Annotated in this window: 10 protein-coding genes; 1 reads left to right on the forward strand and 9 read right to left on the reverse strand. The window is 34.4% G+C overall.

All coding sequences use genetic code 11. The features are described 5' to 3' along the window. Window positions 1–348 precede the first annotated feature (348 nt). From OM075_RS05200 to OM075_RS05240, 9 genes are all read right to left on the reverse strand, one after another. On the reverse strand, window positions 349–1,131 hold the full coding sequence (locus tag OM075_RS05200; RefSeq protein WP_301189422.1) for a hypothetical protein: 783 nt from the start codon (window positions 1,129–1,131) through the stop codon (window positions 349–351). Between the two features lie 336 nt (window positions 1,132–1,467). Continuing rightward, window positions 1,468–1,965, reverse strand: coding sequence for a GNAT family N-acetyltransferase (locus tag OM075_RS05205; protein ID WP_301189423.1), 498 nt, complete (start codon window positions 1,963–1,965; stop codon window positions 1,468–1,470). A gap of 64 nt (window positions 1,966–2,029) precedes the next feature. Further along, entirely contained in the window at window positions 2,030–2,653 is a 624-nt protein-coding gene (locus OM075_RS05210) for a hypothetical protein (RefSeq protein ID WP_301189424.1), read from the reverse strand. Window positions 2,654–2,762: 109 nt separating this feature from the next. Next, a complete protein-coding gene (locus OM075_RS05215; RefSeq protein WP_301189425.1) occupies window positions 2,763–3,479 on the reverse strand; it encodes an NUDIX hydrolase in 717 nt (238 codons plus the stop codon). A 559-nt stretch (window positions 3,480–4,038) separates the two neighbouring features. Then, a complete protein-coding gene (locus OM075_RS05220) occupies window positions 4,039–4,821 on the reverse strand; it encodes an ion transporter (protein WP_301189426.1) in 783 nt (260 codons plus the stop codon). 524 nt (window positions 4,822–5,345) lie between these two features. Then, entirely contained in the window at window positions 5,346–7,619 is a 2,274-nt protein-coding gene (gene bglX / locus OM075_RS05225) for a beta-glucosidase BglX (protein WP_301189427.1), read from the reverse strand. Window positions 7,620–8,150: 531 nt separating this feature from the next. Beyond that, window positions 8,151–9,248 carry an SGNH/GDSL hydrolase family protein gene (locus OM075_RS05230; protein WP_301189428.1) on the reverse strand — a complete coding sequence of 366 codons (1,098 nt, stop codon included), beginning with the start codon at window positions 9,246–9,248 and terminating at the stop codon, window positions 8,151–8,153. Window positions 9,249–9,468: 220 nt separating this feature from the next. Then, on the reverse strand, window positions 9,469–10,674 hold the full coding sequence (locus tag OM075_RS05235; RefSeq protein ID WP_363321533.1) for a glycoside hydrolase family 27 protein: 1,206 nt from the start codon (window positions 10,672–10,674) through the stop codon (window positions 9,469–9,471). Between the two features lie 111 nt (window positions 10,675–10,785). Further along, window positions 10,786–11,664: an AraC family transcriptional regulator gene (locus OM075_RS05240; RefSeq protein ID WP_301189429.1), complete on the reverse strand. Its 879-nt coding sequence runs from the start codon at window positions 11,662–11,664 to the stop codon at window positions 10,786–10,788. 637 nt (window positions 11,665–12,301) lie between these two features. Between OM075_RS05240 and OM075_RS05245 the strand changes: the two genes are divergently transcribed. Continuing rightward, the gene (locus tag OM075_RS05245; RefSeq protein WP_301189430.1) at window positions 12,302–15,520 is read left to right on the forward strand and encodes a SusC/RagA family TonB-linked outer membrane protein; all 3,219 of its coding nucleotides are present in this window, start codon (window positions 12,302–12,304) and stop codon (window positions 15,518–15,520) included. Window positions 15,521–15,527 lie beyond the last annotated feature (7 nt).

A 15,527-nucleotide genomic window follows, 5' to 3' on the forward strand; every position in this document is an offset into this window, starting at 1 on the left:
ATTTGTATGTTTTAGAGAGAAATTCATGTTCTTCTTTCAATATTAAACTATCATTGTTCAGTTTTAGTATATGATATTTTCTGTTTCCCATAAATTATAAATTTTCATTTAATTGATATTTTGCCTCATAGTTTCTTGGTCCTTGATTGATTTCAATAATATTTATTATCCAGAAAAGCTAGTCTAACATCAATTGGTTTAGAAATTTTGGGGCTGTTCCCAGTTGTAATTTAAGGTTCTTTTTTACTTCTCCAACTTTTTGCCATTTACCTATAATATATACTTCTTTGTTTTGGGCAAAAGTAATTGTTGTGAATAGGACTAGTGAAAAGCAAATTTGGAGTTTTGTTATCTTGAATTTGGATTTTCTTTAGGTATTGTAAATACATTCTCTTTTATTCTTTGAATAGAATTGATTCTTATATTACAATTTAGTTCAACATCATTAATTATTTTTTTAATTCTGTCAAGTTCAGCTACAGTAAGATCTTCTAAGTGTTTGTTGTAAACACGTTTTGAAAGCTCAGTGTATTTATTATAATACTCTTCTATTACTAATAGAAATATACCGTTCAATTCATTTATATTGATGGTTTCTTGTGCAATTAATTGAATTAAGGGAGGATTGGTGTATTCGGAAAAACAAATTTCTAAATGTTTTTGTAATATGTTGCGTAGTGAATTTATATCTATACTTTTTAAACTCTCATGAGTTAAGGTGTCTATACCAATGTTTTCTCCAAAATCTGCCGATTTTAACAGTGGGTTGTGAGAATTTAGGTTGCTCTCAATGAATAAACTGTCGTTGAGATAATAAATGTTTAATGGATTATAAAAACGATCTTTATACGAATGGGGACAAACAAAGCCTTTAATGTTTAATTTAAATTTAGAGTTTGAAATCTGGTTCTTTGTAAGAATGATATTATAATCTCCTGTGTATTCAGCCTCATTACATTTTTGAAAAATGGAGTCGAATAAATCTTTTATTGTAATGTTTTCAAAGCAAAATTCAGCATCTGACTTTGTAAAAAGTATTTTATAAGATTTGGATTCAATAAGTGTATCAATATTATATTCGGGCTGACATGGAAATAATATTATTGTAAGAATAATCACTAATAACCTCATGATATAGACTGATTAAAGGGGCGATATTTAAAAGGTAAATATGGTTTAATAAAACCATATAATCAATATAACAAACAACTAAGTTCTGCAGATCTTAACATTGAGTAGTGAGAACTCTAGTTGTTTTAATTGAATAATCGATCAGCCTCTGGCATTAAAAAAACACCACCAAGTCGCAAAGACGCTAAACTTTTACTATAAAATCTTTGAGATTCTTGGTGTTCTTTGTGTCTTTGAGGTTAGAAAAATAAGCAAGCTGCAAATCAGTTTTTTTCCTTTGTGTCATTGGTGAAAAACCTTTGTGTTCTTTGCGGTTAAAAAAAACATCCAACCCAATTAAGTAGATATTATCATCGCCATATAACTACCTATAGGAAAGCGGGAAATTTCTTCAAAATAAGATAACTCTTGTTCGTATTGTTCTTTATACCGTCCTTTTTCGGCATTAATAAACCCAAGCTTATTATAAAACTGAATTGCACCATGGTTTGATTTGTTCACAATTACAATGAGTTCTTTTATTTTTTTCTCCTTACAGAGTTGGATGCATTGATCAATTAACAGTTTCCCAATTCCAAGTTTCCTATAAATGGATCCAACCGCTAAAGAATAAATGATTCCGTAAGGAGAATGCTCTGCCGAATAATATCTGCCTCCTGTTAAATAAGCCCATCCAACTTTTTTGCTTTTAAGTAGTATGTTAATCTGTATTCCACTTTGTTTTAGTCCACCAATATTTTTCACCAGATGAAAGGATTGAATCTTCCATTTAAAAGGAAATAGAAAATTAAGTATTCTCACAATGGTATTAAACAACAAACGAATGAACTTCATTTAATCAATAATAATTTAAGTGGATTGCATTATAAAACAATTGTATAATCAGATGACAATATCTTTACACATAGTAAACTATCTCAAGAAATTTACCTGAGTTAGTTTTATCATTTTTATTAGGTATTAACTCTTTTAGAACTCCTGCTACCGTAATTTCTGTATCAGTAGGCAGGTTGTCAAAGGATTTTGTATGAGCAATTAACAGTGTTTTGCTGGTAACAGAATCTTTAATCTCGTATACTTCGTATTCTTCAATTAAAGGAATCATACTAAATGATGTTACATTCCCTGCCACAATTGGAATCATTATAAAACCTGTGAATTCTGATTTAGATTCAATAAGTTTAGGGATTCCTTTAGTGATAATCGAATTAGAAAACTGTGCATCTTTATTTACTTCTGCTAAGTTCAGATATTGTGGTTTTAGGTAATCATACTTTTCCTGCATTCTTTGGTCGAGCATACCAACAATTTTATTTTTCTCCTCTGTTGTTAAATCGATCATTAACATCTCAAGAAAAAGAATCATCTCCTGATGATCACTGAATATTCCGGCTACTTTACCTAATTCCGACTGGTCAATTCTACCATCATTTGCTTTGGCTTTAAAGTTGTAAAATCTTCCTCCATTATCCAGAATTTCAAGGGCTTCATTTATGTTTTTTGCAGGTGGTATTTGTTTCATTTGATATATAGTATTAAGTCAAAAGTTCCAGGTCAAAAGTCGAAAGGATGTTCTTAAGTAAGTGATCCTCCCTTTAACCATTAATCCTGTTACCTTTAACCATTTGTAATTAATAAAATACTTCGGCTCCTGATACAGTGAGTTTTATAGGTTGTTCTGTTAACTTTAAATCTTTATTATTAACAGAGGCCAAAACTACATTTTTATTGTAGGTGTTTGTGTCCTCTAGTCTTAAAAATTCCTCCACATCAATCCATCTGGCCTCAATAATTTCAGAATCGTCGTAAATAGAAATCTCTTTTGTTAACGCTTTTGCCGTACAAACGATATAAATTATAGACTCTTCAAACTGACCTTTTGTAAAATGGCCAAGGTTTAGAATGGATTCAAATTCAGCATGAATACCGGTTTCTTCAAACACTTCTCTTTTGAGTGCTTCTTTTAGAGCCTCGTTATTATCAACATGTCCTCCGGGAAGTTTGTAGCCGGTGTTAAATTTATCTTTTACAACTAGTAAGTTGTTTCCATCGCGAATAATTGCTCCAACACCAACGGTATAGTTTTTAGCAGTGGGAACTATTGGGTTTTCAACCAACTTTTTAACCAACATCAGATAATCTTCTTTACAATGATGAAATTGAAAATCGAGTTTTGTTAAAACAGGAATGAAATCAGATTTTTCGATAGGGATTTTTACCCAAAGTAATTTTGATCCGTTTAAATTCGGAATTAGCGTAGCAATCTCCTTTTGGAATTCATCAGTTGATTCTGGTAAAGAGTCGGGATCTATTGTAATTCCCTGGTATCTGTCTTCTGTTAACTTCATTTGTAATAAAGTCGTAATTGGTAATACAATTTAATTTATAAGTAATCAAAAGTAGACAAATGTTATTATAAAATGTAGTGATTGAAGTGTGATTTTAACTATTTCTTAAAGATGGATTCAATAGTATCTATTGAACGTGAAAGGACAATGAATTGTTTGTGGTTTGTTTTTAGATTTGGTATGAAAATGTATGCGATATTCATACTGTAAAAGCATTTTATATTAGGGGTTTTGTTTTGAATGTACTTTGAAAATATAGGGTAATTCAGAAAATTTAATGTGTGGGTATTTAGTTCTTCAGAATTATTATTCAATTGTATTAAGGTGTTCTTACTAATATGATATTGGTAGAGCCTTATTTTTGAATAATCTTTTGTGTTATTATAAATTAGATTGTTGAGATTATCCGATGTTAGATCTTTTTCTTGAGCAATAAGTTTACCTATTTTCTTTAACCTAAATAATAGGTAATATCTATCCGTATAGAATAATATGATAATGATAAATAAGAGAATTATTCCAGAAGTAATCATAAGAGGAAGACTGAGTTTATTAGAGATTAAATATTTTTACCGCAATGAGGACATTTTACTTGCTTGCTTTTCTTTTCTATTTTATCCATAAAACCCGCACTAATAATTCCTGTAGGTAGGGCAATTAATCCAATGCCTAATATAGCAATTATACCACTAATAAATTTACCAATGCCAGTAATAGGATAAACATCTCCATAACCTACGGTTGTTAGAGTAGCAATGGCCCACCATAAGCTTTCTAATATGTTGGGAAATTTTTCGGGCTGGGCTTTCCCTTCTATTTCGTACATTAAAAATGAGGAAATGAAGATGACTAGAATGGAAACAAACCCAGTAATCATCAATTCAGCTTTTTTACTTTTTACAACATTCCAAATAAGAGATAATGAATTGTTATATCGATGTATTTTAAGAAGTCGTAAAAAGCGCATGAGGCGTAACATTCGAAGAAATCGTAAATCAATTTTTATTATAAAAGGCAAGAAGAAAGGAAGTATAGCTAATAAATCAATTATTCCATATAGTGAAAATGTGAATTTAAAAATTGATTTAATTCTGCTGGTTGATGGGTGTGTTATATCAGATATATATAGTCTTAATACGTATTCAAAAGTAAAAATAGCAACAGATGTGATTTCAAATATTTCTAGAAAAGAAGAAAGAGAACTTTTGATATTGGGAAAAGTTTCCAGCATCATTGCAATAGTATTTAATACAATTAAAATCATTATTGCATAATCAAAAGTTACATTTAATACTGAGCCATGTGAACCTTTTTCAACAAGTTTAAATATACGTTTCTTCATCGGTTATATTGAGTGATTTTTAGGGTTATTATTTAATAGAGGTAATTGTTAGTTGATCGTTTAGTTATAATAGTTATGCATTAAAACAAGCTAAAAGTAAACAATATGGGAGTAAAATAATTAATAAAATAGCATTAATTGGGGATTAAACCTTCTGTAACCTGCAACAGGAGGGATCTTAAAACTACAGGAGGGATCTTAAAACTACAGGACGGGTTTAATACCTACAGGATGGCATTTTGAATTAACAGGAGTAATTGAATACCTATTTTTTTTAGATTCTAAACCTACAGGAAGATATTACATGCTAACAGGAGAGTATTATTTACTAACAGGATTGTATTCAATTGTAACAGGATAGACCTTAATACCAACAGGGAGGTATTTAAAATTTACAGGATAACTCTCATTGTATAATGAGATAAAGGCTTGGTTATATGACAAGATATTTCGCAGAAAAAGAAAAGCTCCTTGCATATGAGCAAGAAGCTTTCCCAATAATTTATTTGTGTTTCAGTATCGAATTAATTTAAGGTGAAATTACCTTCTAATCCTTCCTGTGAATTGGTTCCAATCCATACTTTAAAATCTCCTGGTTCTACATCCCATTTACCCTGTGCTGTATAGTAAGTTAAATCTTGCTTTGATATTTTAAAGGTTACTTTTTTACTTTCACCCGGAGTTAACTCAATTTGTTGAAATCCCTTTAACTCTTTTATGGGGCGGGCAATGCTTCCAAATAAGTCCTGAACATAAAGTTGCACGGTTTCTTTACCTGCAAACTTACCTGTATTACTAATTGTAGCTGAAACTTCAATGCTTCCCTCAGAGAATAATTCATTGCTACTTAGCTCAATATTTGAGTATTCAAAAGATGTGTAGCTCAAACCATATCCGAATGGATATAGCGGAGTTTTGGCTTCGTCTGTATAATGCGACCAGAATACATTATTATCGGTATTTGCTGATCTTCCGGTACTAAACTGATTGTAATAGATTGGGCATTGTCCAACAGATCTTGGGAATGAAACCGGTAATTTTCCTGATGGATTATAATCACCAAATAAAACATCAGCAATGGCATTTCCTGCTTCAGAACCCAGATGCCATGTTTCTACAATGGCCTGAGCTTGTTGGGCGATATTATTCAAAACAACAGGTCGTCCATTCATTAATACCACAACAATATTTTTATTAACTGCATAAATAGCATCAAACAATTGTTGCTGAACACCCTTTATCTCAATATTTGTCTGACTTCTTCCTTCTCCGGCCTGAAAGCAGTTTTCACCTAAAGCCATCACAACAACATCAACTTTTTTAGCCAGTTTTACGGCCTCTTTAATTCCGCTTAAATCACTTTCATTAAATTGCAATTCTTCAGTAAACTTTGGAGTATTGGTTACAAATTCAGGTCCTTGAGCGTATTTTACCATCCCTTTATTTTTAACCACATTATTAATACCCTCAAGCAATGAAACTGCAGATCCGGTAACAGCCTGTGCTCTCCAGCTTCCTAAAGGAGAATCTTTATCGTTAGCCAGTGCACCAATTACACCAATTTTTTGTTGATCCTTTTGTAAAGGAAGAATTTGATTGTTGTTTTTTAAAAGTACCACACTTTTACGCGCCAAATCTCTGGCAATATCCAGATGTTCCTGCGAAAGCTGTACTTTTTCATTCTCTTCGTTGCAATATTTATAAGGATCATCAAATAATCCCAACTCATATTTAATTTTTAATACACGACGAACTGCATCATCGATGGTAGCTTCAGAAACTTTTCCTTCTTCAACCAACTGTTTAAGGTTGAATACATAGCAATCACCTTCCATATCCATATCGGTGCCTGCATTTATAGCCAGATATGCTGCTTCCTTTTTAGTTGAAGCAACACCATGATTTCTAATTTCGCCAATAGAATTCCAGTCCGAAATAACGAACCCGTCAAACTGCCATTCGCCTTTTAAAATATCTCTTAAAAGATGATGGTTTGATGTTGAAGGAATGCCCCCGATGATATTGAATGAGTTCATAATGGTACTCACACCCGCATCTACTGCAGCTTTAAAAGGAGGCAATACCGTATTGCGAAGTGTATGCTCTGTAATTTCAACGGTATTGTAATCACGTCCGGCCTCAGCAAATCCATAAGCCGCAAAATGTTTGGCACAGGCAGCAACAGTGTTAATGCTATTTAAGCTATCTCCCTGAAATCCTTTTACCTGGGCAGCAGCCATTATCGAACCCAAATATGGATCTTCTCCGGCACCTTCCATTACCCGTCCCCAACGGGCATCGCGGGCAATATCAATCATAGGCGCAAAAGTCCAGTGAATACCCGAAGCTGCAGCTTCTCTGGCTGCCACTTCGCAACTTTGTCTGGCAACTTCCGGGTTCCAGCTTGAGGCAGCAGCCAATGGTATAGGTAACATGGTTTTGTAACCATGAACCACATCGTAACCAAATATCATGGGTATGCCTAATCTGCTGTTTTCAACTGCTAAAGTCTGTGCTTTTCGAGTTGCTTCAGCACCGGTAACATTTAACATAGAACCAACCAATCCCGATTTTATCATCTCTAACTGATCCTGTTGATCTTTCCCTTCAGGCACCGGGCCTGTCATTTCCCAACTGCTGGTATATTGGTTCAACTGACCAATCTTTTCATCCAGCGTCATCTTCGATAAAAGTTCTTCCACCTTCTTTTCTGTACTATCTATAACTTTAGTATGATCTGCCGGGCTACAGCTGACTATTAATGCAGCCATAAATCCAGCTAAAATATTTTTTTTCATGATGTAGATTTTATTTTTTTAATCGCAAAGAACACAATGGTTTTTCACAAAAGACACAAAAAGGAAAAACTGATATACAGCTCGCTTATTTTTAACCTCAAAGACACAGAGCCCCCAAGAATCACAAAGGATTTATTGGAAAAGCTAACAGCCTAAGCGTTTTGTGGTGAATATTTTCTTTATTAACCAGACGCTGACAGGTTTAATGTGCAGCTTGGTAATAAACGCTGTCAGGTCTTCCTTTCTCCTTCTTCCTTTTACCTTAGTTTTGATCTCCATCAATTCCATCTTTGCAATTTGAATAATTGATAGAAAACTTGGATGATCTTTTTTAACCGCAAAGAAAACAAAGGTTTCTCACCAAAGACACAAAAAAATATTAATAAATCTTAGCGCCTTCATGTCTTGGTGGTGAATATTTTTTTATTAACCAGACGCTGACAGGTTGATTTACATCTTGGTTATAAACGCTGTCAGGTCTTCCATTCTACTTTCTCCTTGTTCCCTTCTACCTTTTTCCCTATTTTTATTTCATTCCCATTCCATTAAATCCTTAATAAATGGAGTTAGTTCTTCAGAAATCAACTGATGTTCTTCTACTGTTGGGTGGTAATCGCAACCTCCTACATAGCTTCTGGAAAAGAAAAACGAAAATACATTTTTATCTCCATTTGTGTTCAGATAATTTACAATTGATAAAATGTAATTTTTAAGAACCGGATTTAAAGTTTCGTCTCCCATAGGACTATTCAGGCAGATTATTTTTGAATCAGGATAGTGGTTTCTTAGATTATGAATAAAATTTACATATTCAGAGCAAAATAAAGTGGAGTCCTGTACACCATCATTTTGGCCCAGGCAAATAGTTACTACATCAGGTTGATATTTTGAAAAATCCCATTCTATTTCATTAGATCTAAGATTAACCTTATTGTAAACCTGAGGCATTAAAATCTCTAAATCGCAACAGCTATGTACCATTCCAATTCCGGAAACAGAAGTTAATACCCATTGTGCATTTAGCGCTCTGGCTGTAACAGGACCGTAAGCCATATAGGCATTGTGTTTTTCGTGCCATTCGCCCGAATCACAAGGTAGGGCAGAAGTGTCGGCTCCGCAACCACAGGTAATGGAATTACCATAAAACTCTATCTTTCTGTCGGGTAAACACTCTGGTTCAAGTAATTTATTACTTTGGATATTCACAATCTCAACATATCCAATGCCCGATTCTGTAGTTTTACAAACAGTTACCTTGTGTTTTCCAGGTAGAACTTTTTCTCCAATATTAATTTTATTGACTTTTTCTGTCAGTTTAACCCGGTCGATTATCTTATTATCAATATTTATTGAAATGTAATTGTGCGAATTTTCCCAAGGCAACTCATCGTTGATAGTTACGATACATGAATCACCTTCGTAAGTAAATTGCATATAAACTCCAGGTGCCCAAAACCTGGGAAGTTCAGGATTGCGGTTGTCAATGCGACCCACATATTGAATATTAGGATCGTTTGCAGAATAGATTTTTGTATATTCCTTTTGGGGAGTGCAACTAAAAACTAATCCAATAATAAGAAACACAATAAAGGTTACAGATGCTTTGATTGTTATTTTCTGTTTTGACATTTTTGTAGAGTTTGTAGTTATAAAGTATTTATATATCATACTTAAAATGTGATATGATATTAATTGAAATACCACTGAGTACAATGATGAAATGCATCATGACAGAGCGCAAAGTGTTTTGTAAAATCTATGCGATCTGTGAAAAGCTATAAGCTCTCAGTGGTTTATATGAACTAAATTGTAATTCAATTATTATCCAATGATAAATGAAAAAGAGTCTTTATTTTTTGGATAATTTTAGCATAACCACATCATGTGAAGGAACTTCGGTTTTAAGCACCTTTTTTGTTTTACCCATTTTTTGATTCGTCCAAATGTCAAGAATCTCGTATGAAGTTTCTGCTGCATCTAAATCACGCTTTGCAAACTCATCATACACTTTAGTTTTCCAGTCGAACTCAATATCTTTAGCTTCCGCAGAACGGTTTAAGAAACATACCGCCCAGTTGCCTTCGCTTAATGGTTTAAACCAGGTTTCCAAGCTGTCTTTATCGGCAAACTTAAATCCCTGAATACCTAAAGAATCCTGGTTTACAGCAATAGCTTCCTTGTTAGTTAAAATTGTCAGTGTTTCTTCGCTCATGTTGGTTAAGTCGTTTCCTGCAATTAGTGGAGATGCAAGCATGCACCACATTGAAAAGTGAGCCCTGTCCTCATTGGTTGTCATGCCACCATTACCAACTTCCATCATATCAGGATCGTTCCAATGTCCCGGACCGGCAAATTCTCTTAGTCCATCCTGCATGTCCAATATTTTCATCACTCCCCAGCTTGACCATGTGCCATGATCTTCCTCGCAGTCGAAGCAATCGTAAATATCTCCTGTAGTTCTCCAAAGGTGGCCCACTTCAGCACCCCATTCCCAAGGTTTGTTGTCTCCCCATTCGCATAAGCTAAAAACCACAGGGCGTTTTGCTGCGTATAGAGCATCTCGCATAGTGGTGTAAGCCCCAATCGCATTTATGTTTTCAGTGTTACACCAGTCGTACTTTAAGTAGTCCACACCCCATTGTGCATAAGTTAAAGCATCCTGAAACTCGTGACCTCTGCTGCCAGGTTTTCCTGCACAGGTTTCAGCTCCGGCACAAGAGTAAATACCAAATTTTAATCCTTTGGAGTGGATGTAATCAATTGTTGCTTTTATTCCTGAAGGAAAGTGTTCTTTATTTTCGTGTATAAATCCAAGGCTATCGCGTTCTCCATGCCAGCAATCGTCAACCACAATATATTCATATCCGGCATCTTTCATTCCTGAGCTTACCATAGCATCAGCAATATCTCTTAGCATTTCGTCGCTTACATTACATGCAAATTTGTTCCAGCTATTCCAGCCCATGGGCGGAGTTTGAGCAAGGTCATCAAACTTTTGAGCCTTAGTAATGAAGCCTAGTAACAATAGCGTGATTAATAGTAGATTCTTTTTCATTTTAATTGTTTCTGATTATTATTTAATTTGAATTATTGATTCCTTCTTCTTTCTCCCTTCTTCTTTCTCCCTGTTCCCTGTTCCTTCCTCCATTCTCCTTGTTCCCTTTAATCAGTACACATTCTTTAATCCATTAAAGTTGTTCCTGAATTCAGAGGGAGTGCAGTCCTGTTTCTTTTTAAATATCCTGTTAAAATTGGAGATGTTGTTAAAACCACATTCGTAGCATATTTCACTAACACTCTTATTGGTTTCTATTAATAGGCGAGTGGCATAGCCCAGTCTGATTTCATTGACAAAATCAACAAATGATTTACCGGTTCGTTGTTTAATAAATCGTGTAAATGAAACGGTCGACATGTTGAGTAAGTGTGCCACATCGTCAAGCTTAATCTTGTTTTTAAAGTTGTCGAGGATATAATTGTATAGTTTTTCAATTTTTTCGCTGTTCTGAAAATCTTCAGATCTCTGAAACGATATATTGGTTAGTAGTTTTTGATCTCTTGATATAGCTAAATCGTACAGTAGAGTTTGCAATTCAATAAAAGAATCAAAACCTCTTTTCTGAGTTAACGACATTAATTTATCCTGTACCTGTTCAATGGTGGTTTGAGAAAAAGAAATACCACGATTGGAATGTTCCAGCATCTCCTTAATGGGCTTCATGATATTTTTATTCAGTATGCTCTTATTGAAAAGGTCTCTTGGAAACTGTATGGTAATTTCATGAATCTGGGCATTTTTATTATTGTTAAAATCCTGCCATCCATGGTATAGGTTAGGGCCAATCATCACCAATTCCAAATTTGTAATTTCGTGGATGTGGTCGCCAACAATACGTTTAGCACCTTGAGCATTTATAATCAGGTTTAATTCATATTCAGTATGAAAATGAATAGGAAAATTAAAATCAGATTTGATACGATCAAATACTAAAAAGCAATCAGTATCTTTTAATGGTGTAATTTCCCTATGTGCTATCTCTTTCATAATACTTTAATTCAGTGGTTTCTCATTAGGTTTTATCTCGTATAATTACGTCTGGTACTTATACTTATCTATTGTGTTTGGTTGGTGATTCTAAAGAAGTAAAGATATAGATTTGATTATATAATACATATGGGGTGGGTATCCTGATGTGTCATGTTTTATTGTTGTTGTATTTACTATATATTTTATTTATGGATGTGTAAGAGGTTGTATAATAGATTATAAAGTGGTTGTTTGGTATTGCGTTTTGAGTGAGTTTTTATTTGAGATGAAGGAGGAGATTGATATAATATTGCAAATAAATGATTGAAAAGTATCATATGTAAGTTGTAAAAATACATCTAGTGAGTGAAATATTAAATATTATATGGTAGAAAAAGCAGTAGGTAAGGCGTGATTTTATTTGGTTTTGTCATTGGTTGGCGCTTGTACTAGCTGTTAATGGGTGTTTTTGTTCGTACGTAAATTATGAAATAACAGAAGTGATATAAAAATATCGAAGATTGAAATATAGTATCTTTATTAGATAAAATAATATTATTAACTAATGGCAAATGGATATAATTTAGCAGTGTAAAAAATTAATGAAAGTTAAAAGCAAATCTCAATTGTTAAAAAAGTTAATAAATCTACGCTTATGAAAAAAGATCTACGGTACTTTTGGGTGTTGTTTTTTCTGGCTTTTAGTCTGCAAATCTTTGCACAGGAAAAAATAGTCACTGGAAAAGTAGTTGATGAAAATGGCGCACCGTTACCGGGAGTTACAGTATTGGTAGAAGGTACCCAAAATGGAACAATTACAGATATTGATGGTAAATACTCATTAAAGTACAATTCAGATGGTGATGTATTGGTATTTACTTTTATTGGGTTTTCAACTCAAAAAGTTTCGGTTTCAGGAAGAACTGTAGTTGATGTACAGCTTGAACCTGATATGGTAAGTCTTGATGAGGTGGTTGCAGTAGGTTACGGAACCATGAAAAAAAGTGATTTGTCGGGCGCTTCGGTTTCGCTGAGTGCTGACAATCTAAAAGGTGCCGGTATTGCCAATGTTGATCAGGCTTTAAAAGGTAGGGCTGCCGGTGTTACTGCTGTATCTACTTCAGGTCAGCCAGGTGGTGCTGTTAGTATACGTGTTCGCGGTCAAAGTACGGTGAATGCCGATGCAGAACCACTATACGTAATTGATGGTGTGCCTATGACCAATAATACTTCAAGTGGTCATTCTTTAGGTTTAGGTGATGCCTTGGGTAACTCACCAACAACTGGAGTTTCACCGTTATCAAAGATTAATCCAAGTGATATTGTTTCCATGGAAATTCTTAAGGATGCCTCGGCAACTGCGATCTATGGTTCTATGGGAGCAAATGGTGTAATTATTATTACTACTAAAAGAGGTAAAAAAGGTGATGCAAAATTTGAATACGATGGTTCATACGGAGTTCAGCGTCAGGCTACTCGTATTGATATTATGAACCTGAAAGAATTTGCTGAATTTAGTAATTCTGTAGCTGCTGAAACAAACGGTAGAGATGAACGTGCAGAATATATGGATCCTTCCTTATTAGGTCATGGAACCGATTGGCAGGATGCGATTTTTCAGTTTGCACCTGTTCAGCAACATCAGATTAGCACTTCAGGAGGTAGCGAGAAACTGAAGTATTATGTTTCTGGCGGATATTTGAATCAGGAAGGTACTATTATTGGAACCGAGTTTGAGCGTTTTTCATTCAGAACAAACCTGGATGCAGAGCTTAAGAAATGGTTAAAAATGGGAGTGAACGTAAACTACTCGCAAACAGATGAACGTCTTGGTTTAGCAGATTCAGAAGCGGGTATTATTCGTATTGCATTACAAACCACTCCTGATCGTCCGATTTATGATATGGATGGAAATTATGCTACTATTTTCAGAGAAGGACAAACATCTCAACCGAATGCTATTGGAATGGCCCTTGATGATGATAACTTCTTAAATAAAACGGCTTTTGGTAGCACCGTATTCTTTGATGCAACTCTTCTTGAAGGTTTGGTTTTCCATACTGAAGGAACATTAAATTTAGATTACTCAACTGCTGAAGTATTCCGACCAAAAATTACATATGGAAATTGGGAGAGATCAATTAACTCAATGAAATCTCAAAACAATAAGAATACTTTCTGGCAGGTTAAAAACTACTTAACCTATTCAAAATCTTTTGGAAAACACAGTGGAACTGCCATGATTGGTCAGGATATGTTTGAGTCTTCGTGGGAATATCAGAGTGTTTATAACACCAACTTACCAAGTAACTCTATTCAAAACCCGGCATTGGGTGATGGAACTCCTCAGATTTCTTATGGGTTTGGAAGTATGTCTAACCTATCTTTCTTTGGTCGTTTAACCTACAATTACGATAACAGATATATGCTTACTTATACTTATCGTCGAGATGGTTCTTCTAATTTCGGTCCGGAAAACAGATGGGCAGGATTTAATTCATTTGCTGCTTCATGGAGATTAAGTAATGAGCCATTTATGGCATGGGCACAAACAGTTATTCCTAATGCAAAACTTCGTTTAGGATGGGGACAAGTAGGTAACCAAAATATTGGAGGTTATTTATGGGGTGCCAGTATCTCAAAAATGGAAACAGGTTTAGGTGCCGGTTATCGCCAGTCAAATATTGCTAACCCTTATATTCAATGGGAAAAGCAGGAACAATATAACGTAGGTTTGGATTTATCAATTCTGGATATTGCAGATGTTGTTGTGGAATTATATGATAAAACATCCAGCGATATGTTAATGGATTTACAATTACCATCTTATATGGGAACCAGAGGAAATGCTTCCAGTGCATTGGCTGCTCCCTGGGGTAATTATGGCGAAATCAACAACAGAGGGATGGAGATTACTTTAACCACTCATAATGCAAAAGGCGCATTTAATTGGGATACTCAATTCCAGATTTCATTTAATAAAAACAAGTTGGTTTCTCTTGATGGAACGCCTTCTGCTCATATTGAAGGTTATGGACAATGGAGTGATGTGGTTTCTTTAACAGAAGTGGGCGATCCTTTATTTAATTTCTATGGATATAAAACAGACGGTATTTATCAGGATTTAGAAGATCTTCAAACCAGTGCAAAACCTACTGCCTATCCTTCAGATGGAGAGTCTTTTGTTTATGGTAGTACCACTTATGTTGGGGATTTAAAATTTAAAGATATCAGTGGACCAAACGGAACTCCCGATGGTATTATTGATTCTTACGACCGTACTAAAATTGGTTCGCCAATGCCTGATTTTACATTCGGTTTAAACAATACTTTTTCATACAAAAATTTCGACCTGAGTATTTTCATTAATGGCTCTTACGGAAATGATGTGATGAACTATACAGCAATCAGCTTGTCGAATATGAGAAGCACCTGGACAAACCAATTGGATATTGTAAAACAAAGAGCTCGTTTAGGAGCCATTGATGGAACAATAGAATATCCAAACGGAAATTGGTGGGAAGATGTGAATAACGTGAAAGTAACTAATTCAAATACTAAAATTCCAAGAGCAGTAACTACTGACCCTAATGACAATGACAGAATCTCAGACAGATATATTGAAGATGGTTCGTTTATTCGTATTAAAAATATAACGCTGGGTTATACATTCCCAAAACAATTAATTCAAAAAATTCATTTAAGCAATTTAAGAATGTATGCAAGTGTTGAAAACTTAGCAACATTTACAGACTATACAGGATTTGATCCGGAGGTTGGTGCAAGTACACAAAGTGCAAATGTTTTTGGTTTGGATAATGGACGTTATCCATCACCTCAGGTATTTACTTTTGGTTTAAATGTTTCATTTTAATACGTAA

Source organism: Plebeiibacterium sediminum, from assembly GCF_026013605.1.
Taxonomy (GTDB): domain Bacteria; phylum Bacteroidota; class Bacteroidia; order Bacteroidales; family Marinilabiliaceae; genus Saccharicrinis; species Saccharicrinis sediminus.